This window comes from Vibrio sp. MA40-2 (assembly GCF_047302445.1).
Taxonomy (GTDB): Bacteria; Pseudomonadota; Gammaproteobacteria; order Enterobacterales; family Vibrionaceae; genus Vibrio.
In genome coordinates, this window is the sequence record NZ_CP178628.1 from 1,517,756 (window position 1) to 1,540,180 (window position 22,425).

The following is a 22,425-nucleotide window of genomic DNA, read 5'->3' on the forward strand; positions in this document are numbered from 1 at the left end:
TCTATTTAGACTGCTCTTAAGGGATTTATTGCGTTAGTTTTATTGCAGTTTTAATAAATTGTTACTAATTTTTATTCGGTAAAACTTGTTATTTTGCTATTTTAATTCGGATATAACGAATAATTAGCTTCATAAATATGTTGCGCCAACATGGGTACACTAGCAACATAAGTCCAATCGCAACATAGGTACAATCGCAACATAGGTACAATCGCAACATAGGTACAATCGCAACATAGGTACAATCGCAACATAAGTACACTAAAAAACTAGCCACAACAGACTAAAATGAGTGGAACAGCAGAATGTCGCATTTAAATTATAACCACCTTTATTATTTTTGGATGGTGTGTAAGCAAGGATCGGTATCGAAAGCAGCCGATGCGTTATTTTTAACGCCTCAAACGGTTACAGGACAAATTAAGGCGTTAGAAGAACGAGTGGGAGGTAAACTAACCAAACGTAGTGGCCGAAGTATTCAACCTACTGAATTGGGGCAGCTCATATACAAATATGCTGATCGCATGTTTGGGCTCAGTTATGAGATGTTGGATATTGTGAATTACAGCCAACGATCGAACGTGTTATTTGATGTGGGAGTCGCTGATGCTCTTTCTAAACGTTTGGTAAGTAAAATATTGATGACCACAATCCCTGAAGACAACAGTATTCATTTGCGCTGTTTTGAATCAACCCATGAACTATTGTTAGAACAGTTGTCACAGCATAAATTGGATATGATTCTTTCAGACTGTCCGGTTGATTCAACACAAAGTCCGGGGCTGTATAGTAAAAAACTAGGAGAAAGCTCATTGAGTTTTTTCTGTTCTGGTCATATTGATAAATTTAGTTTTCCTGAAATTTTACAAGAGCGCAAATTATTGGTTCCGGGAAGTAGAACATCAATGGGAAGGAAAATTTCTCAGTGGTTCGATCAGCAAGGTATTCAAGTCAATATTCTTGGTGAGTTTGATGATGTCGCGTTGATGAAAGCATTTGCTCGCTACCACAAAGATGTCATCTTCCTTGCGCCTAATCTTTATATTTCAGAGATAGGTCAAGAGTTGTCTTCGCAACTCATTGCTAATGTGAGTGAACTAAAAGAAGAATATTATGTGATTTTTGCTGAGAGAATGATTCAGCACCCAGCGGTTAAAAATGTGTGTGATGCTGATTTTAGTCATTTATTTGACTAAATTAGGCTTTTCTTGTTTAGAAACTTGATGAAAAATCAATATAGAGGTAATTTGTCTTACTATTTTATAAATAATCACTATTTATAAAATAATACTTACCTATAAAGATGAATAAAAATTAGATAGATAATTCAAACCAGTATTATTTAGTTTGATGGAGAGTAGCGAAATGAACCTTCAGGATATGGAACAAAATTCTGCACAGGCAGTGGCTTTATTGAAAGCTATGGCAAATGAGCGAAGATTACAAATTCTTTGTATCTTACATGACCAGGAATTATCTGTAGGTGAATTGTGTGCTAAATTAAATCTTAGTCAATCGGCCTTGTCTCAACATCTTGCTTGGTTAAGACGTGACGGGTTAGTCACAACTAGAAAAGAAGCTCAAACCGTTTATTATTCATTACATAGTCACGAAGTTAAAGAGATGATTCGTCTGCTTCATTCTTTGTACTGTGTTGTTTAGCGTTTATTCTTTATAGAATTAAGAGATGATTTAGCTTCGCTGGTCTCGAATTGTTTTATTTTAGATATAAAAAAACCGGCAAATGCCGGTTTTTTTTCGCTTAAATCAATTCTTAATAAAACAAAAAGTAATATTAAAGAGCTTTGATTGCAGAAGCGAAACGAGACTTGTGACGTGCAGCTTTATTCTTATGAATAACGCCTTTATTCGCCATACGGTCTAGGATAGGTGAAACTACTGCAAATGCAGTTGTTGCAGCTTCTTTATCGCCTGCTTCAATAGCAGCGACAGTTTTTTTCATGTAAGTGCGCATCATAGAACGACGGCTAGCGTTATGCTGGCGACGTTTCTCAGCTTGGATAGCGCGCTTCTTAGCAGATTTACTGTTTGCCAAGGGTCTAACTCCCAAAAACTTTAGTTCGGTGACAATTTAAGGCGGAAGAGGATGCCTCTTTCATACCAATATGTCAAATGATTTGTGCAAAAACTCAACTAAATCCACACAAATTTGGAATAGTTAGGTTAACGCGGTTAAGATGGCGGGATTCTAACAGTATTTCAGTACCAATGCCATTAAATAAGTGACCAAAATACATGCTTGCTATAAATTGGTATTTAGTTTTGCTATTTATGTAAATAAAAGAGGTATTTGTGAGCAAGCGACTCTTAAAGTCAGGCTTAATTGTCAGTGCAATGACACTTATTTCACGTGTGTTGGGTTTAGTTCGTGATGTTGTGGTTGCTAATCTTATGGGAGCAGGAGCGAGTGCTGATGTATTCTTCTTTGCCAATAAAATCCCCAACTTCCTTAGGCGACTGTTTGCTGAAGGCGCATTTTCTCAAGCATTTGTTCCGGTATTAACTGAGTATCAAGCATTAGACGATAAAGAGAAAACCAGACAGTTGATCGCTAAAGTGTCGGGTACATTAGGAGTGCTTGTCACTATTGTGACAGTATTTGGTATTGCTTGTTCGGGAGTTGTTACCGCTATTTTTGGTGCGGGTTGGTTTATCGATTGGCTAAACGATGGACCGTCCGCTAACAAGTTTGAACTGGCCAGCCTTATGTTGAAAATAACATTTCCTTACTTGTGGTTTATTACTTTTGTCGCGTTATCAGGTGCAATTCTTAATACTTTAGGCAAATTTGCGGTTTCATCATTTACTCCTGTTTTTTTGAATGTAATGATTATTGGATCTGCCTTATTTATTGCTCCTAATTTATCTCAGCCAGAAATTGGACTCGCCATAGGGGTATTTCTAGGTGGAGCCGTTCAATTTATGTTTCAAATTCCTTTTCTTATTAAAACAGGCTTTCTTGTAAAACCCCAGTGGGGATGGCGAGATCCAGGTGTGGTTAAAATTCGCACATTGATGATCCCTGCACTATTTGGTGTTTCTGTTAGCCAAATAAATTTGTTGTTAGATACTTTTATAGCCAGTTTCTTAGCAACCGGATCGATTAGTTGGCTATATTACTCCGATCGTCTTTTAGAGTTTCCTTTAGGTTTATTTGGTATTGCTATTGCAACGGTAATTCTTCCTGCACTCTCTCGTAATCATGTGGATGCGCATAGCGAAGGATTTAGAAATACCATGGATTGGGGAATTCGCATGGTGTTGCTACTCGGTTTGCCGGCCATGCTCGGGTTAATGGTATTGGCAAAGCCTATGCTTATGGTGCTGTTTATGCGTGGAGAGTTTAGTGCTTATGACGTACAACAAGCATCAATGTCTTTATTCGCTTATGCGTCTGGTTTGCTAAATTTTATGCTAATTAAGGTACTTGCTCCGGGGTATTACTCAAGGCAAGATACTAAAACGCCAGTAAAATATGGAATAATAGCAATGACCGCCAATATGGGCTTTAACGTCATTTTTGCCTATTTTTATGGTTATGTTGGTTTAGCGATGGCAACTGCTTTATCGGCTTTTGTTAACATGGCATTGCTTTATAGAGGGCTGCATATTGCACAAGTATACCGTTGTTCTAAGCAGACGATTCTCTTTGTATGTAGGTTGTTTATTTCTGGTGCGGTAATGGTTTATGTGCTTAGTTGGCAGTTACCAGTAATGTCTGTTTGGCTTGAATGGGAATTGTTTGAACGGGTGAAAATGCTAACTTTATTGATTTTTAGTGGAGCTCTCAGTTATTTATTAGCTGCTGTCATTCTAGGGGTTAGACCTCGACATATATCACCAACAAATTAACAAAAAGCTTAGGGTTAGTTTAGTTTGCTAAAAGAAAGCGTACCAATAGAATACTGACGTTATTTGCATGATAATAAAAGCAGTTACGGACAAAGGTTGTTTGGTATATAATCCGACGTTTTCGTACTAATTATTTTAATAAACTGAACTGGGGTTGCTCATTTTAAGCTTAGTTTATGTTATGACGTTGAGTTTGTAGTTGATCTAATGGAATTGATTCGTGGCATTCATAATATAAAAGCGCATCATAGTGGGTGCGTTTTGACTATTGGCAATTTTGATGGTGTCCATTTAGGACATATGGAAGTGTTAGCGCAAGTCGCTCATCAAGCTAAACTTCTCAAGGTTGCTTCAATGGTCATGACATTTGAACCCCAACCTATGGAGCTTTTTGCAAAAGAGAATGCTCCGGCGAGACTTAACCGACTACGCGATAAATATGTTCAACTTAGTAAGTTAAAAATCGATCGATTACTGTGTGTTAATTTTAATCGGCGTTTTGCCGACTGGACTGCGGAATCTTTTATAAGTGACTTGTTGGTTCGGCGCTTGAATGTTAAATTTTTAGTTGTTGGTGATGATTTTTGTTTTGGCCGAGGCCGAGTCGGTAATTTTTCCATGCTTAAAGAAGCGGGTTTAAAGTACGGTTTTGAAGTTGTCAGTACGCAGAGCTTTTGTGTCCAAAAACAAAGAGTCAGTAGTACCGCTATTCGCCAAGCACTGAGTGAGAATAACTTAGCAGAAGCAGAAAAATTGTTAGGTAGAGCATATAGTATTAATGGTCGCGTATCTCACGGGCAAAAACTAGGACGAACCATTGGTTTTCCTACTGCCAATATACCGTTAAAACGAACGGTTTCACCTGTATCTGGTGTCTATGTTGTTCAGGTGTATGGCGTGAGTGACAAACCGTTAGGCGGTGTCGCTAATATAGGCCAACGACCGACAGTAAATGGTGTACGCCAGCAACTGGAAGTTCACTTATTTGATTTTAGTGAAAATTTATACGGAAAACAGCTTGAAGTTTCATTGTTGAAAAAGCTGAGAGAAGAAAAACGTTTCGAATCATTTGAAGCGTTGAAACAACAAATTGAATTAGATGCTGATGCTGCACGGGTGTGGTTACATCAGCTAGAGAATTAGTTGAATATTCAACTAAATAATGTCTAACGCTCGCCCAAGATAACGGAATTAAGAATCAATGACAGACTATAAAGATACCCTGAATTTACCAGAAACAGGGTTTCCAATGCGCGGTAACTTGGCTAATAGAGAGCCAGAAATGCTTAAGCGTTGGTATAAAGAAGATCTTTACGGTGAAATCCGTAAAGCAAAAAAAGGCAAAAAATCCTTCATATTGCATGATGGCCCTCCCTACGCCAATGGTGATATTCATATTGGTCATGCGCTGAATAAGATTCTTAAAGACATTATTATTAAATCTAAAACCTTAGCTGGATATGATGCACCTTATGTTCCGGGTTGGGATTGTCATGGATTACCAATTGAATTAATGGTCGAGAAGAAAGTCGGTAAACCAGGTCAAAAAGTGACTGCGGCTGAGTTTCGTGAGAAATGTCGTCAATACGCAGCAGGTCAAGTCGAAGGTCAAAAAGAGAGCTTTAAGCGTCTTGGTATTACTGGTGAATGGGATAAGCCTTATCGCACTATGGATTTTGGTACCGAGGCAAATATCATTCGAGCATTAGGCAAAATTGCTGATCAAGGCCACTTATTGAAAGGGTTTAAGCCTGTTCATTGGTGTACAGATTGTGGTTCTGCTCTTGCTGAAGCTGAAGTGGAATATAAAGATAAAGTGTCTCCTTCGATCGATGTGAAATTTCTAGCCGTTGATGAAGAACTGCTTGTAGAGAAGTTCTCGTTGATTAAAGACCACCAAGGTCAAGGTGATATTTCAGTTGTTATCTGGACTACAACGCCTTGGACACTACCTGCAAACCGTGCAGTTACAGTAAGGGAAGATTTAGAGTATGTCCTTATTCAGGTTGAAGGTGACAATCCGCATAGACTAATTGTTGCCTCTGAACTCGCAAAAAGTGTGATGGATCGTGCTGGTATTGAGCACTATCACAACCTTGGGTTCAGTTCAGGAAAAGAATTGGAACTGGTTCGCTTTAAGCATCCATTCTATGATTTTGATGTGCCAGTTATTTTAGGCGACCACGTAACAACCGATGCAGGTACTGGTATCGTTCATACCGCACCTGGTCATGGTCAAGAAGACTTTGTTGTCGGTCAGCAGTACGGTTTGGAAACGGCTAACCCTGTCGGCTCTAATGGTGTCTTCCTGCCTGATACCGAACTTTTTGCTGGACAACATGTATTCAAAGCAAATGATGCGGTTTTAGACGTATTGAAAGAGCGTGGTGCTTTATTACATCATCATGCCTATGAGCATAGCTACCCTCATTGCTGGCGCCATAAAACGCCTATTATTTTCCGGGCAACGCCACAATGGTTTGTTTCAATGGATCAAGCTGGATTGCGCGCTAAAGCTTTAGAAGCAATCAAAGGTGTACAGTGGATCCCTGATTGGGGACAAAGTCGCATTGAGAGCATGATAGAAGGCCGTCCGGAATGGTGTATCTCTCGTCAACGTACTTGGGGCGTTCCAATTGCGTTATTTGTTCATAAAGAAACAGCAGAACTTCACCCTAATTCTCCTGAACTGATTGAGAAAGTAGCAACGTTGGTTGAAGAAAAGGGTATTCAAGCATGGTGGGATGTTGATCCTGTTGAGCTAATGGGTGAAGAAGATGCCGCAAAATATGAAAAAGTTCTGGATACTCTAGATGTTTGGTTTGATTCAGGAGTAACGCACTATTCTGTGGTTGATCATCGTGAGGAATTTAACGGTCATACAGCGGATATGTATCTTGAAGGGTCGGATCAACATCGTGGTTGGTTCCAGTCGTCAATGATCTCTTCTATTGCTATGAAAGGGGTTGCACCGTACAAACAAGTATTGACTCACGGTTTTGTCGTTGATGGTCATGGTCGAAAAATGTCGAAATCGGTTGGTAATGTTGTTGCACCAAAAGATGTTACTAATCGTCTTGGTGCCGATATTCTACGCCTGTGGGTTGCTTCAACAGATTATACTGGTGAAGTGGCTGTTTCTGATGAAATCTTAAAGCGTAGCGCTGACGCATATCGTCGTATTCGTAATACTGCGCGCTTTTTATTAGCTAACCTAAATGGCTTCAATCCTGAAACTGACTTAGTGCCAGTTGAAGAAATGGTCGCACTTGATCGTTGGGCTGTTGGACGTGCGAAAGCAGCCCAAGAAGAAATTGAAAAAGCGTATGACGAGTATAATACACACGGCGTTACGCAACGTTTGATGCAATTTTGTTCGATTGAAATGGGGTCGTTCTATCTCGATGTGATAAAAGATCGTCAATACACTGCGAAAAAAGGTGGCAATGCTCAACGTAGCTGTCAAACGGCACTTTATTATATCGTCGAAGCTCTGGTACGTTGGATGGCTCCAATCATGTCATTTACTGCAGATGAAATCTGGAATGAAATGCCTGGTAAGCGTAGTAAATATGTATTTACTGAAGAGTGGTACGACGGGTTATTTGGCCTTGCAGATGGTGAGCCATTAAACGATGAGTTTTGGAGTGACGTTCAACAAGTTCGTGGTGCAGTGAACAAATTGCTTGAATCAGCGCGTAAAGAGAAAGTTATTGGTGGTTCATTACAAGCCGAAGTAACACTTTATGTTGACGCAACGTTAGCGGATAAATTGAATAGTTTGCAAGATGAGTTACGTTTCGTTCTTCTAACCTCAAAAGCAGCAGTTAAATCTTTGGCTGAGAAAACAGATTCTGCTCAAGAAACAGAGATTGAAGGTCTATTTGTCGATGTGGTTGCTTCAGATGCACAGAAATGTGATCGCTGTTGGCATCACGTTGCAGATGTTGGCACTATCGAAGGTCATGAAAAAATCTGTGGCCGCTGTGCGTCAAATGTTGACGGTGATGGTGAAGTACGTCAATTTGCTTAATCTAAAAATATTATGACTATGAAAGCAATGACACTTAAACAATCTGGAGTTCGCTGGCTATGGCTAGCGGCTTTAGTGTTTGCTTTTGATATTGGTATTAAACTGGTTGTTATGGACAGCATGGGATATGGATGGGCACATCGCATAGAAGTGTTACCTTTCTTTAATCTATTGTATGTTCATAACTACGGTGCTGCTTTTAGCTTCTTGAGTGATCAAGCTGGTTGGCAGAGGTGGTTTTTTGCTGCTATTGCATTTTTCGTTAGTGGCTTACTTTTGTTTTGGATGAGTAAATTACCTGCAACTGAAAAGTGGAATAATATTGCTTATGCAATGATTATTGGTGGTGCACTTGGTAATGTATTTGATCGGCTAGTGCATGGTTTTGTGGTTGATTACCTAGATTTTTTCTGGGGGAGTTATCATTGGCCAGCTTTTAATCTTGCTGACTCTGCTATTTGTATCGGTGCCGCTATGATTATTTTAGATGGGTTCTTTAGCTCTAAATCGAGTTCGAAATAGCTTATTGGGCGATAACCAAAAAAGAAACCAGTAACTTACTTATTAAGATTAAGTAACACTCTATTAAATAAACACCAGTGAGAATTTCCTCTTCTGGTGTTTTTTATTTATAGTCAATCGCTCTATATAAATCACATCTCTTACATCCTGATCAAACTTGTGGTTTTTAAAACCTTCGGTTGGTGGTTAAATAGAGAATAGTGTCCCTTTATTATCTTTAGGAATGTTTTAAACCATGTCTAAAATCTTATCTTCGGAGACTGATTCGTTTGATTCAGTCTCTTCTAATAGTAAAAATAAAGTTATCAATAATAGTAAAGTGGTGCTTCATTTTACTATTAAATTAGCGAATGGTTCCGTTGCTGATTCAACTCATAATATGGGTAAACCGGCTCAATTATCAATTGGCGATGGAAGCCTGAGTGAAAACTTTGAAAGTCACTTGCTTGGTTTGTCTGCTGGCGATAAAAAATCTGTTAACCTTAAAGCAGAAGATGCTTTTGGCGCACCTAACCCTGATAATATTCACCATATGGACCGTTCTAAATTTGTCGGTGATGCTGCTGTCGAAGTCGGTACTATTATGGCTTTTTCTGGGCCTGATGGCGTCGAAATACCAGGAATTATTTCAGATATCACGGGTGATTCCGTAACCGTTGATTTTAATCACCCTTTAGCTGGGCAAGATGTCACCTTTGAAGTTGAAATATTATCTGTAGAATAACCTACAAAGATAAACGAAGAGTCATTAAATGAAAATATTACTGGCGAATCCTCGAGGATTTTGTGCTGGAGTGGATCGCGCTATCAGCATTGTAGAACGAGCTTTAGATTTATATAAGCCACCAATATATGTGCGTCATGAAGTTGTACACAATCGTTTTGTTGTGGAAGGCTTAAAGCGCCGCGGGGCTGTTTTTATCGAAGAACTTCATGAAGTACCGGATGATAACATTGTTATTTTTTCTGCTCACGGCGTATCTCAAGCGGTGAGAGAAGAGGCGAAATCTCGAACATTAACGGTATTTGATGCTACTTGTCCATTGGTTACTAAAGTGCATATGGAAGTGGCTCGTGCGAGTAAGAAAGATATGGAAGTGGTGCTGATCGGTCATGCAGGACATCCAGAAGTTGAAGGGACAATGGGGCAATATGCTAGTGCTAACGGCGGAATGTATTTGGTTGAAAAACCAGATGACGTGAGTAAGTTAGTGGTACGAGATCCAAGCAACCTACATTATGTGAGCCAAACAACACTCTCTGTTGATGAAACTGCTAGTGTTATTGAGCGGCTTAGAGCGGTATATCCGGATATTCAAGGACCACGTAAAGATGATATTTGTTATGCGACTCAAAATAGACAAGATGCAGTACGTGAGATGGCGCAACAAGTTGATGTTTTAGTTGTGGTGGGGTCTAAAAACTCCTCTAATTCTACTCGATTGAAAGAACTCGCAGAAAAATTAGGTACAAAAGCCTATTTAACCGATTGTCCTGAGGATATTAGTGCGGATTGGTTTAATAACATGGTTAATATTGGTGTGACTGCTGGTGCTTCGGCTCCCGAGGATCTCGTTGACCAAATTTTAGATAGAATAAAAGAGCTTGGTGCAACCGAAGTCGAAGAAATTTCAGGCAGAGAAGAAAATATGTTTTTTGAAGTTCCAAAAGAACTGCAAATAAAAAATCTTTCTTAGTTTTTACTCTTTGTTGGAATTAGGTTTTCTATTTATAAAGTGAGCCACTAACACTAAAATAAGTTTCATCAATTGTTCTAAAAAGGGAGGAGCGAATTGGCTCCTCCCTTTTTAATTTATAATTACTTTAGGCTGTTTTCGCGGTTGATTCGACTTCCTCTTCATCTAGTTCTTCATCGAGTAAATCTATGTCTCCCTTACCTTTAGAAATGGTAATCACGTAAGCTGTAATCAATACTGCAGCAATAACGCCAACAACAGTTGATATAGAAATTGGCAAACCGAAACCTAATTTAGAGCTGCTCATAATAAAGGATACGCAAACCGTCGTCATAAACATCGCTGGAATGGTCGCAATCCAATGTAATTTATTATGACGAAGTAGGTATGCAGAAGCTGTCCAAAGCATGATAGTAGCAGTAGATTGATTAGCAAACCCGAAGTAGCGCCAGATAATACCAAAATCTACTTGAGTCAAAATTCCACCGAGAACAAATAGAGGAACGGCCATCAACAGACGTTTAGGTAAAGTTTTTTGCTCAACATTAAAGTATTCAGCAAGAATTAATCGGCTCGAACGAAATGCAGTATCGCCAGATGTGATAGGGAGAATTACCACACCAAGAAATGCTAAAATACCGCCAAAGACACCTAGTAGGCCAAATGAAGAACTATAAACCACGTTACCTGGTCCACCTGCAGCAACCGCCTCTTGCAACCCTTCTACAGATCCAAAGAAAGAGAGCGCAAGAGTACACCAAATAATAGCGATAACACCCTCACCAATCATTGCACCATAAAATACAAAGCGACCATTTTTTTCGTTTTCCATACATCGAGCCATTAATGGAGATTGAGTCGCGTGAAAACCAGAAATAGCACCACAAGCGATAGTAATAAATAGCGCAGGCCATAATGGAAGGTTATTTGGGTTCATATTAGTGAATATATCACTGATCACAAAACCACCTAAGACAGTGTGTTCGCTTGAGATAACAATTGCTGCCATTAAACCAATGGACATAAAGACAAGTAATGCGCCAAACAAAGGGTAAAAGCGACCGATGATTTTATCTACAGGTACAATAGTCGCGATAATGTAGTAGGCAAAAATAACTACAACCATTGTTACATTGGATATTTCAAAAGACGTTTGCTCGTTAACAAGATTGGTGATCATACCTGCAGGAGCGGAAACAAACACGACCCCAACTAGTAGTAAAAGGACGATAGCAAAAACGTTCATAAAATGGCGCGCTCCGTTACCTAAATAACGGCCTGACAGCGCTGGTACTGAAGCACCTTTGTTACGAACAGATAGCATCCCAGAAAAATAATCGTGCACACCACCAGCAAAAATACAACCAAATACAATCCAAAGTAGAGCCGAAGGACCATATAGCGCGCCCATAATTGGACCAAATATAGGACCAACACCAGCAATATTTAGTAATTGCACAAGATAAACTCTAGGCGTTGACATTGGTACAAAATCGACACCATCTTGCATGGTATGTGCCGGGGTTTTACGGTTTTCGTTAATACCGAATACTTTTTCTACAAAAGTACCATAAATGAAGTAGCCGCCGATCAAGGCAACCACACAGAAAAGAAACCACATCATAATATTAATTGTCCCACGTTTATTAGTTATTTGTATCGCTCAGTTTCAATATTAAGTTGGACTAATGTCAGTTGCATTCCATGTGTGCTTGAGTGGACCTATTCTATGTTAAGTGGCATTTATATGGATTTAATGGTTTGGTGTTTTTTTTAATGTGATCAAGCGCATTATTTTGGTAAATGGTCATGCGTCTTAGATATAGGTGCATAGCTATTTGACTTAAAAGAAAATATAGCCCATTTTTAGTAAGTATATTGAATCCCTAAGGAATGAAAATGTTAAGAAGTAAAGTGGTCTTGTTTGCACTCTCGCTGTTTTTAACGGCTTGTTCCTCAAGTGATAGGGAGTTAGCTAAAAATGGTGATTGGTACCAGGTTGGCTTTTCGGATGGTATTAAAGGATTCCATACTCGCTCTTTTGATGATTTACAGAAATTAGGTCAAGTGAATCAAGCCGAATATGATCAAGGATATATTGACGCAATAAAGGAATATTGTAATCCTAACTTTGCTTATCAAATTGGTTTTTCTGGCCAATATTATGAAGGGGTATGTGAAGGAACCGTCGACGCGCAAAAATTTAGAATGGAATGGCAAAGAGGTTGGGCAGAGTCCCAATAGTGCTATTTTATTCATGCGTTAATTTTTCTTTTACTCTTAATAACGCTAATTATTTTAGATGGTGAAGGTTTAATTAATGCTTACTGAAGACATGTATAAAAAGGGACAAATTTTAATCGGTGTTGTTTGTCTCGTCGTCTTGCTTTTTTTGGCCGCATTGCTTTTTTGGTCTGGTCGATTTTTCACTACGATAGATCAGTTTACTTCAATTACTCATTTAACTTATCAATTAGACAAGGCGCGTCTAAGTGAACTGACTTACATGAGAGATAAGGATGAGAATAGCGCTGAGGACACAGCATTTTATATTGATCAAGTACTCCATACTATAATCAAAATAGAACAAATAGATGGACGTACAGATGAAGACCAACAAGCGTTGGATCTCTTTACTCAGAATATCTTAGATTATAGGAAAAATTTCAGCATATTTGTCGAACAAAGACAGCAAATCGATGCGTTAAACTTCACTTTACGTACTCAAGCAAATAATGCTGTTTTTTTAGTTGAGCGGTTAGTGCGTCAACCGTTATCTTATGAACTAAATAATTCCAATGAGTTAGATAAACTAAAATTAGATTTATCAAATTTACTTCAAATGGAAAAAGAGTATTTACTGCTTAAATCTCAAGAGAGTAAATCTCTTTCTATCTCACAAATTAATCAACAATTGGATCATATAATTGATGCTGCCGAGCAGGTTGAAATAACACTCGTTAGCAGTAATGCTATTCAAGATATTAATGGTTTTGTTGCTTGGATTTCTTCTTATAAATTGACTTTTGAACAACTGGTAAATGCTGATTTAAATGGGGAGAGCATCAGTAAAAATGTTATCTCATCAGTATTAAAAGCCGATGAAATTCTGCAAAAATATTTAGATCTTCGCTATCAAGACTTACAACGTTCTAGAGATAACTCAAAATATTTGTTTTATCTCGCCAGTGTATTTATTTTTATTATGTTATGGCTCATGGTTATTTTGCGTCGTTCGCAAGTCGCAATGAGAGATCTAAACCTATCGGTTAAACAAGCAAAAGAAAACGTAGAAGAAAAGCATCGTTTATTAACTACTCTATACAATAGTATTCCTGATCTTATTTATATTAAAGATACTCAAGGACGATATATTGATATTAATAAGAAGTTTGAAGATTATGTTGGAGCAAACAAATCTCAAATTATTGGCCATCAAGATGCTGATTTTTTCGATAAAAATGAGGCTAAAAAACTACGAGAACAAGATTTAAATGTGATGGCGAATAGAGAAACGCATCGCTATGAATTTACGCTTCGCCTTGATAATACCGATCGTGAAAGTATCCCTTTTGATATTGTTCAAACTCCGCTATTTAATAATGATGGAGTAATGACAGGGTTGATGAGCATTGCACGCGACATCACGGAAAGAAAACGACAACAACAAGCTTTACAACAATCACAACAGGAAGCGATTCAAGCCAATAAATCTAAGTCCGATTTTTTGGCAAATATGAGCCATGAAATAAGAACCCCAATGAATGCCATACTCGGTATGAGTTATTTAGCTTTGCAAACAGACCTCGATACCAGGCAACGAAACTACATACAAAAACTCCATCGCAGTGCTGAATCTTTACTCGGAATCATTAATGACATTCTCGATTTTTCGAAAATCGAAGCAGGAAAAATGCAAGTTGAGCAAATAGACTTTGAATTAGAAGACGTCTTTGATCAACTTGCTAACTTAGTGGGATTACGTGCTGAAGAAAAGTCTCTAGAGTTCCATTTTGATATTCCAAGTGAAATACCAATGTCGCTTAAAGGTGATCCGCTGCGTTTAGGACAAATATTGACTAATTTAGGTAATAATGCCGTCAAATTTACCGACAAAGGAGGAGAAGTTATTATTAAAGTTATTCTCTTAAGTCGTAAAGAGAATACTCTTTCGTTGCGGTTTGAGGTTAATGATAGTGGAATAGGAATGACGCCAGAGCAGATGTCTCGTCTGTTTCAATCTTTTTCTCAAGCAGATTCATCAACAACAAGAAAATATGGAGGAACAGGGCTTGGTCTAACCATTTGTAAAAAGCTTGTTGAAATGATGGGGGGAGAAATTGGCTGTAGCAGCGTAGAAGGAAAAGGAAGCCAATTTTATTTTGTGTTAGATTTTGTGATTCAAAAAACTCAATCGATTGAAATTCAAAAAATCACCTCTAAATTAGACTACCTAAATATATTATTAGTGGACGACAATTTAGCATCTAGAGACATCTTCACTCAAATGCTGACCAGTTTTTCTTTTAGTAATACGGCGGTTGGCAACGGAGCTGACGCGATTAAATCCATTGTCGATGCAGAAAAAAACAATGAAAAATACGACATTGTTTTGTGTGACTGGGATATGCCTGAAATGGATGGGATAGAGACAGTGAAACAGATTATATCTCATTCAGCTATTACTCATAAACCAAAAGTAATTTTACTGGCCAGCCATGCTAAAGAGAGTGCATTTGACGTTACTAATGAGTTGGGTATCAATGATGTTATTTTTAAACCAACGACCTCTTCTCATTTGCTAGACAGCATACTAAATACTATTGGCGCAAAAAATCTCATAGAAAATAGTAATAAAAGCAGAAAGGATGATTCATGTGAAGCTCGAAAACACTTACGTGGAGCACATGTTTTATTAGTCGAAGACAACGAAATTAATAGAGAACTAGCTGTTGAATTATTGACTACAAACAAAATGACTGTCGTGTTAGCTAATAATGGTCAAGAAGCTTTAGATAGAGTAGCTGAGCAATCATTCGATGGCGTATTGATGGATTGTCAAATGCCGGTAATGGATGGCTATACGGCGACCAAAAAAATTCGCCAACAGCACCATTTGGCTGTACTACCGATTATTGCGATGACGGCAAATGCGATGGTTGGCGATAAACAAAAAGTATTAGATGTTGGGATGAATGACCATATATCGAAACCTATTGATGTTGATGGCATGTTTATTACCATGGCTAAATGGATACATCCTGAAAGAAAAGTAACGGATACCATTGAAAGCAGCCATCAAGAATTAACCTCTGAATTGAATGTTCCGAATATTTTTGCAATCGATATAGAATCAGGCTTAAAAAGAGCTCAAAATAACTCCCAACTTTATGTCAAATTACTAAAACGTTTTTATCATAATTATCAACATTTCGTGGAAGATTTTGACAAAGCATTAAATGGTACTCAGGATACTGACCAAGCGGAAAGGATGGCTCATACCTTAAAAGGAACCGCTGGAACAATCGGAGCAAATCAAGTATATAGCGCTGCCGAACAGCTTGAATCTGCTGTAAAAAATAACGTATCTGATAGTAAAGCGAGTTTATTGCGCTTAGTTGAACAACTTGAACCTACTTTAATTGATATAAAGGATAAATTAGTCGATATAAATAGTTCTCCAGAACAGCAGGTTGTTCGGCGGAAGCTTAATTATGAGAAACTAGATACGTTGCTTGTGCAATTAGAACATTGTATTGCTGAATACAATACTGAGGCTTCGGAAGTTGCTCAACAGATCGCGAGTATCTTGGAGTCTACCGATAGAGCTGATTCTTTCAATAAGATAATCGATTATGTTCAAGAGTATGAATTTGATGCAGCTGCCGAATGTTTAGTTGACTTTAAAGGTAAAAATAGCCGTTGATTTTTTCTTCGAGGACAGCCACCTTATGAAAGAGTTGTCCACAAATTTTATACTAGGACAGGCACTTTAATGGCTTTACTTAAGTTTAGTAGTGTTTATCGGGACAGACACTGTATGAAACAAACAGACTGTTTACATTAAAAAATAAATTATCGCTCGAAAGGCGATTAATCATTTATCTGCTCTCAACGTATTTCCGTTATATTGGTTGCGATACCTAATATAGGAAGCATCCATGACCACTGCAAGAAGCCAACAAGTTAGTATTGACGCCACACCTTATTATCACTGCGTTTCTCGTTGTGTTCGCCGCTCTTTTCTATGTGGTTATGATGCCTTTTCACAAACAAGTTACGAGCACAGAAGAGACTGGATTGAATCTCGCATCAAAATACTCGCCACTGTCTATTGTATCGATATTTGCGCTTATGCGGTGATGAGTAATCACTACCACCTTGTGGTGCACATAAACAAAGCCAAATTGGATGAATTAACTGATAGTGATGTTATTCAGCGTTGGTCTCAACTTCACACCACACCAGACATCATAAAACGATTTATGGGCCATGATTTGAAAGGGAAAGCTGAAATCAGCTTAGCGAATAAGATAATTCTGCAATGGCGAGAGCGACTCTATAGTTTGAGTTGGTTTATGCGTGAGCTAAATTTTGATATCGCTTTGAAAGCGAATAAAGAAGATAATTGCAAAGGCCACTTTTGGGAAAGTCGATACAAAAGTCAGGCTTTGCTCGATGAAAAAGCGTTGCTTGCTGCAATGGCTTACACTGACTTGAATCCCGTCCGTTCCGGTACCGCTAAAACCCTCGACACCTCTGATTACACTTCAATCAAAAGTCGATTAAAGACGCTTTATCAACAACAACCCACCGAGCCGAATTTATTTCCTTTCGTTGGCAGTATAAACGGCAAAATTAACGCGGGAATACCATTTAGACTGATGGACTATATAGAGTTGGTTGAATGGTCAGGCAAAAGATTGAAAAAAGGCAAAGCGAGCCTACATCTGTGTACTCCGCCTATTTTACAAAGGTTAAATCTAACGGATAAAGATTGGTTAATTGCTTGCTCTGAGTTAGAGAAACAACGAGCCATTTTAGTTGGGTGCAGACAAAGTTTTCCATCAGCTCTACCTAAATTACGCCGAAGTCGAATACGTGGATACCAGTTAAGTTAGACAAATTTAATCAATTTTCCTTTCATTTAGAACGTATAAAACTTCTTATTCGTGTGTAATATTTGGTATGCCTTCTTAATAGAATACGTACTTTCAATATTTAGAATGTTTTATTTTGAAAGTATTAAAATATATCCCTATATGTTAAATCCGAGCTTAGGATGTATGTCCTGACATTAATGCAGTTAGCCTGGAGCTTATATCAAAGGTGCATGTCCTTGTAATTTTTGAGGTGCATGTCCTTGTAATTTTCTTGTAATTTTTGTAATTAGTCTGCTGGGTAGATAACTCCTAAAGACGCTGGCTTACTTGCGCCAGTTACTTCTGGAAGGTTACTTGGTAAGCTATTGCATCGTCTATATGCTAACCATGCAAAAGCAATCGCTTCCATATATTCGCTATTTACTCCCTTGTCGTCAGTGGTACAGACATGCCAGTTTGGTAGTAAAGTTGCTAGGCGTGCCATTAATCGTGGATTACGTGATCCTCCACCGCAAACGAGTAACTCGGGTGCATGTCCTTGGTAATATTTTTTTACCTCGTTGGCTATGGTCAAGGCGGTAAATTCACTGAGTGTTGCTTGGACATCTTGAGGTGCAAAAGTAGAGTTCAATTCGTTCAGTTTTTTCTTTAACCAATCTAGATTAAATAATTCTCGTCCAGTACTTTTAGGCGCTTCTAATTGGAAGTAATCGTCGTTACATAAAGTGGTTAGCAACTCGGGGATAATTTTTCCCGTCGCTGAATATTGACCATTTTTATCGTAATTATCACCTGTTTGCGTATGAATCCAAGCATCTAATAACATATTTCCAGGTCCAGTATCGTAACCCAATGTAGCGGTATTTGCTCTTAATACTGAAATATTGGCGATGCCACCGATATTTAGCACTACGATGCTGGAGCTAGAAGGATTAAATACCGTTCTATGGAAGGCAGGAACCAAAGGCGCGCCTTGACCTCCTAATGCAACGTCTTTGCGTCTAAAATCGGCAACGGTCTTGATGCCGGTTTTTACAGCAATAATATTGGCATCACCTAACTGAAGCGTGAACGGATAGTCGCCAAAAGGCTGATGATAAACGGTTTGACCGTGGTTACCAATCGCCGTGATAGCAGAAGCATCCAGATTAGACTTCGCTAACAGCTGGTTAACTGCGTCTGCGTAAAGGTGGCCTAATTGACTATCTATTAATCCCACTTCGACGAGGTTTGTTTGCTGTCCCATCGCTATATTGAGTACATGTTGTTTAACATTCTCGGGGATAGGAAAGGTATCTGAAGCAATAAGTTCGGTTGTATCTGAGTCAATAGCAACAAGAGCCGTGTCTACACCATCTAAGCTTGTTCCTGACATGACACCAATATAGAGTGGTTTTGTTTGCATCGTGGCCTCGATTTTTTACTGTTAAATGCTTGAATATGAGCAATTCACAGCCAACAGTTAAGGGTTGGCAATTTATAAACTTTACTATATCTACCGCTATTAAGGTTATAATATTTTCTTAATTGTTACACCAACACATGCTAGATGACAGATTCAGGAGAAGTTTAAAATGGGGCCACTATGGGTCGATGTTGCTGGTTATGAATTAGATGCAGAAGATAAAGAAATTTTGCAACACCCGACAGTGGGCGGTTTAATTTTATTTAGTCGAAATTTTCACGATAACGATCAATTGTTGGCTTTATGTCGACATATTCGAAAAATAACCAATCAACAAGTACTTATTGGTGTTGATCAAGAAGGTGGTTTAGTACAGCGTTTTCGAAATGGGTTCTCTAGTATCCCGGCTGCTCAGCAGTTTGCTCAGCACCACAATGGAGCTTTTTTAGCGCAACAAGCCGGTTGGTTAATGGCTGCCGAATTGATTGCGCATGAAATTGATCTTAGTTTTGCCCCTGTGTTAGATATGGGGCATGAATGTAAGGCGATTAGAAGCAGAGCGTTTGGCGAGGATATTCAAACGATAGTGAAATATAGCTCTGCTTACATGAAAGGTATGAAACAGGTTGGAATGGCAACAACAGGTAAACACTTTCCCGGACATGGCGGTGTTATTGCTGACTCTCACATAGAAACGCCTTATGACTCTCGAGACGATATTTTAGACAACGATATGGTTATCTTTAAGCAACACATATCGATGGGGATTCTAGACGCAGTAATGCCAGCACATGTGATATATCCACATTATGATACTCAACCTGCGAGTGGATCTGCTTTCTGGCTACAAGATGTACTGCGTAAAGAATTAGGTTTTTCGGGTGTGGTTTTTTCCGATGATCTTAATATGACAGGCGCTTCATTCATGGGGGAAGCCGCGCAACGAGCGCAACAAGCGCTGTTAGCTGGATGTGATATGTTGCTACTGTGTAATAATCGTCAGGCGAGCATCGAAGTTCTTGATCAACTTCCTATATGTAAGCAATCAGAAATAGCAGCTAAAGCAAAAGCACTTTTTAAAAAGCAGTCGTTAACACTTTCTGAATTAAAGTTTTCTAATCAATGGAAAGAAGCGAGTAATGCGATGAAAAAATTAACCGAACAGGCCAATAAGTAAGAGAATAATATTCAATTTTACCGTAAAAATAAGTTGTAATGCTACACGATGCCTAGCTTTTCTTTGAGGATTTTTAAGTAACGACGGCTTACCGGAATGCAATATTCACTCAGAGTGACGATTTCCGCTAAGCCATTTTCTAGTAATTTTATCTCTTTAATTGTTTTGGTATTCACTAAATATTGGCGATGGCATCGTAATAAATCGGTTTTTTCTTCTAAGACTTTAAGGGTTAATTGACTTGTAGCAGTCTGAGAAGAACTACGAATGTGAACACCACTGATATCACTGAATGCACACTCTACATTTTTTGTTGGGATGATCATAATTCGGTTCAAGCCTATGCAAGGAATTTGTTCTAATGACTTAGGAGCGATGAACGAAAGATCTTGGTGTTTATTGTCTTTGTTGTGTTGTTTGATTAATCGACAAACCGTTTTATCTAAGCGCGCTGTATCAATAGGCTTTAATAGATAATCAAATGCATTGTCTTCAAAAGCTTGTACTGCATATTGGTCAAAAGCAGTAACAAAGACCACCTTAGGCATAGTATCGGGATCGAGCATAGCAAGAAGTTCAATACCGGTTATCTGTGGCATTTGAATATCTAAAAAGATAACATCAGGCTTAAGGGTGTTTATTTTCTTCAAACCTTCAATAGCATTACTTGCTTGAGCGATCACTTTGATCGCTTTGGTCTCTCCTAACAACTCAATAAGTTCTTCTCTGGCAAGTTGTTCATCATCGATAATTAATGCTGTAAGCATTTGTATAACCTTTATTTTTTTATTATTAATTGGGAATAAAAAAACTCATTCGAGTCAACTGGTCTTTTTCAACGTGAGTTTTTAGTTCACCGCTAGGCCCAAAGTAGTTCGACAAGCGCTTGCTCACAATTTGCATACCTAATCCAGTATGGTTTTCATTTGGCTGGGCGTAACTACCCGCATTATCTTCCACAATAATTTCACATCCACCTGTATTATAACGACTGTAAATTTTAATTCGTCCGCCTTGCAATAAATGTGATATTCCATGCTTTATCGCATTTTCGACCAGAGGCTGAAGAGTAAAGCTTGGCACGACTTTATCTTGCAGAGTCGTGTCTATATCAATGTCTACCTCTAATCGATCACTAAAACGCGCTTTTTCTATCGTTAAATAAGCATTCACATGATCTAGTTCCTCTTTCAAGCTCACTGTTTCAATGTTTTGTTTAAGATTACTTCGGAAAAAATGGGATAAATGCTGGATTAGTTCTCGGGCTTTATTCGGATTTTTTCTAATAACAGCACTGATGGTATTGAGAGCATTAAAAAGAAAATGAGGATTAACTTGAGCATGTAACAGCTTTATTTCAGATTGAGACAATAGCATCTGTTGTTGTTGGTAATCGCCATAAAGAATTTGGCTAGAAAGAAGTTGCGCAATACCTTCTGCCATCGACATGTTGATCGTAGAAAATAATTTTCTTTTCGGTTCATATAATTTTATAGTTCCGACTACTTTATCACCCGCTCGTAAAGGAATAATTAACGCTGAACCAAGTTTGCAATGGTTAGAAATGGAACATTGATAGGGGTTTTCTTTTCCATCAAGGTAAATAATATCATTTTTTTCCATCGCATCTAATGTGCGTTGTGATGATATTGGGGTATTCGGTCGATGGTGGTCATCGCTAATACCGACAAACGCTAATATCTTATCTGTATCGGTAATTGCAACCGCGCCTACATTGGTTTCCTCATAGACAATTCTGGCGATCTTAGCTGCATTCTTGGAATTGAAGCCAGTATTTAAAATACCAACAGAACGTTCGGCTATATTCAAGGCTCTTCTAGAGAAAGTCGCAGAGTATTTTTCAAAAATAGTTTTTCTATCTTGAAGAATACTCATAAAAAGAGCGGCACCAATAGAATTAGCAATGATCATCGGAGCGGCAATAGCAGACACCAAGTTATAAGCTTGATCAAAAGGCTTCGCAAATAGTAGAAGTATTAACATTTGCGTTATTTCAGCGAATAGCGTAATTGAGAAGACGACTCTAGGATTAAATAATTGTTCTCGTTTATTCTTACTAATTAAATAACTGTGCAATAAGCCACCGATAAGCCCTTCCGCAGTGGTTGATATAGCGCATGCAATATCGGTAAAGCCTCCTAACGTATAACGATGTATTCCCCCAGTAAAACCAACAGCAAAACCGACTATTGGTCCACCAAAAATGCCGCCCATTACTGCCCCTATAGCGCGAGTATTGGCGATAGCATCGTTTATTTGTAGGCCAAAGTAAGTACCCATTATACAAAATAGCGAGAATATGAAATAGCAGTTCAGTTTGTTTTCTAGGCGGCTTGATATATTAAGTAATGGTAAAAAAACAGGGGTTTTACTGAGCATATAAGCTAAAACAAGATATACGCACATCTGTTGTAATAGAGAGAGAATCAAATCCATAATATAAACCGAGTCAATGTGATTGCTATATCATGATATTCCAGATCAAATAACGAAAGTAGCGGCCAGGCTAGAATTTTTAAAATAGTTCAATTGTTCATAGTTGTAAACTTATTTTTACATTTAATGTTTTTAATTATTTACACTTGAAACTTTCG

General features: G+C 38.3%; 17 protein-coding genes. 12 read left to right on the plus strand and 5 right to left on the minus strand.

Translation table 11 applies throughout. From position 1 onward, the window contains the following. The first annotated feature begins 305 nt into the window (after positions 1–305). Positions 306–1,196 (plus strand): transcriptional activator NhaR, encoded by an 891-nt coding sequence (gene nhaR / locus ACLKML_RS14550; RefSeq protein WP_413283799.1) that lies wholly within the window; start codon positions 306–308, stop codon positions 1,194–1,196. Positions 1,197–1,365: 169 nt separating this feature from the next. Next, on the plus strand, positions 1,366–1,662 hold the full coding sequence (locus tag ACLKML_RS14555) for an ArsR/SmtB family transcription factor (protein ID WP_413283800.1): 297 nt from the start codon (positions 1,366–1,368) through the stop codon (positions 1,660–1,662). A 133-nt stretch (positions 1,663–1,795) separates the two neighbouring features. Here ACLKML_RS14555 and rpsT read toward each other — a convergent pair whose 3' ends face one another. Beyond that, positions 1,796–2,056, minus strand: coding sequence for a 30S ribosomal protein S20 (rpsT, locus tag ACLKML_RS14560; protein ID WP_413283801.1), 261 nt, complete (start codon positions 2,054–2,056; stop codon positions 1,796–1,798). A gap of 257 nt (positions 2,057–2,313) precedes the next feature. On the opposite strand from rpsT, the gene murJ reads away from it, so the two are divergent. The 6 genes from murJ (at position 2,314) to ispH (ending at position 10,125) form a co-directional block, all read left to right on the plus strand. Further along, entirely contained in the window at positions 2,314–3,873 is a 1,560-nt protein-coding gene (gene murJ, locus ACLKML_RS14565; RefSeq protein ID WP_413283802.1) for a murein biosynthesis integral membrane protein MurJ, read from the plus strand. Positions 3,874–4,080: 207 nt separating this feature from the next. Then, a complete protein-coding gene (ribF, locus tag ACLKML_RS14570; protein ID WP_413283803.1) occupies positions 4,081–5,016 on the plus strand; it encodes a bifunctional riboflavin kinase/FAD synthetase in 936 nt (311 codons plus the stop codon). Positions 5,017–5,074: 58 nt separating this feature from the next. Continuing rightward, positions 5,075–7,906 (plus strand): isoleucine--tRNA ligase, encoded by a 2,832-nt coding sequence (ileS, locus tag ACLKML_RS14575; RefSeq protein ID WP_413283804.1) that lies wholly within the window; start codon positions 5,075–5,077, stop codon positions 7,904–7,906. A 12-nt stretch (positions 7,907–7,918) separates the two neighbouring features. Continuing rightward, entirely contained in the window at positions 7,919–8,428 is a 510-nt protein-coding gene (lspA, locus tag ACLKML_RS14580; protein WP_413283805.1) for a signal peptidase II, read from the plus strand. A gap of 235 nt (positions 8,429–8,663) precedes the next feature. Then, positions 8,664–9,152 (plus strand): FKBP-type peptidyl-prolyl cis-trans isomerase, encoded by a 489-nt coding sequence (fkpB, locus tag ACLKML_RS14585; protein ID WP_413283806.1) that lies wholly within the window; start codon positions 8,664–8,666, stop codon positions 9,150–9,152. 28 nt (positions 9,153–9,180) lie between these two features. Then, positions 9,181–10,125 (plus strand): 4-hydroxy-3-methylbut-2-enyl diphosphate reductase, encoded by a 945-nt coding sequence (gene ispH, locus ACLKML_RS14590; RefSeq protein WP_413283807.1) that lies wholly within the window; start codon positions 9,181–9,183, stop codon positions 10,123–10,125. Between the two features lie 127 nt (positions 10,126–10,252). Here ispH and ACLKML_RS14595 read toward each other — a convergent pair whose 3' ends face one another. After that, positions 10,253–11,749, minus strand: a complete 1,497-nt coding sequence (locus ACLKML_RS14595) for a carbon starvation protein A (protein WP_413283808.1) — start codon at positions 11,747–11,749, stop codon at positions 10,253–10,255. Positions 11,750–12,024: 275 nt separating this feature from the next. Here ACLKML_RS14595 and ACLKML_RS14600 point away from each other — a divergent pair, with 275 nt between their 5' ends. The 3 genes from ACLKML_RS14600 to ACLKML_RS14610 all read left to right on the plus strand — a co-directional run bounded on the left by ACLKML_RS14600 (position 12,025) and on the right by ACLKML_RS14610 (position 17,246). Next, positions 12,025–12,369: a DUF2799 domain-containing protein gene (locus ACLKML_RS14600; protein ID WP_413283809.1), complete on the plus strand. Its 345-nt coding sequence runs from the start codon at positions 12,025–12,027 to the stop codon at positions 12,367–12,369. Between the two features lie 76 nt (positions 12,370–12,445). Next, entirely contained in the window at positions 12,446–16,051 is a 3,606-nt protein-coding gene (locus tag ACLKML_RS14605; RefSeq protein WP_413283810.1) for a response regulator, read from the plus strand. Between the two features lie 235 nt (positions 16,052–16,286). Further along, positions 16,287–17,246: a transposase gene (locus ACLKML_RS14610; protein WP_413283811.1), complete on the plus strand. Its 960-nt coding sequence runs from the start codon at positions 16,287–16,289 to the stop codon at positions 17,244–17,246. Positions 17,247–17,514: 268 nt separating this feature from the next. Here the strand turns inward: ACLKML_RS14610 and ACLKML_RS14615 are convergent, their stop codons facing one another. Next, complete coding sequence (locus ACLKML_RS14615; protein WP_413283812.1) at positions 17,515–18,633, minus strand: anhydro-N-acetylmuramic acid kinase; 1,119 nt, start codon at positions 18,631–18,633, stop codon at positions 17,515–17,517. Positions 18,634–18,802: 169 nt separating this feature from the next. On the opposite strand from ACLKML_RS14615, the gene nagZ reads away from it, so the two are divergent. Continuing rightward, positions 18,803–19,810, plus strand: a complete 1,008-nt coding sequence (gene nagZ, locus ACLKML_RS14620; protein ID WP_413283813.1) for a beta-N-acetylhexosaminidase — start codon at positions 18,803–18,805, stop codon at positions 19,808–19,810. A 41-nt stretch (positions 19,811–19,851) separates the two neighbouring features. Here nagZ and btsR read toward each other — a convergent pair whose 3' ends face one another. Both btsR and ACLKML_RS14630 read right to left on the minus strand, forming a co-directional pair. Further along, on the minus strand, positions 19,852–20,577 hold the full coding sequence (gene btsR / locus ACLKML_RS14625) for a two-component system response regulator BtsR (RefSeq protein WP_413283814.1): 726 nt from the start codon (positions 20,575–20,577) through the stop codon (positions 19,852–19,854). Positions 20,578–20,602: 25 nt separating this feature from the next. Then, on the minus strand, positions 20,603–22,267 hold the full coding sequence (locus ACLKML_RS14630; RefSeq protein ID WP_413283815.1) for a LytS/YhcK type 5TM receptor domain-containing protein: 1,665 nt from the start codon (positions 22,265–22,267) through the stop codon (positions 20,603–20,605). Between the last annotated feature and the right edge of the window lie 158 nt (positions 22,268–22,425).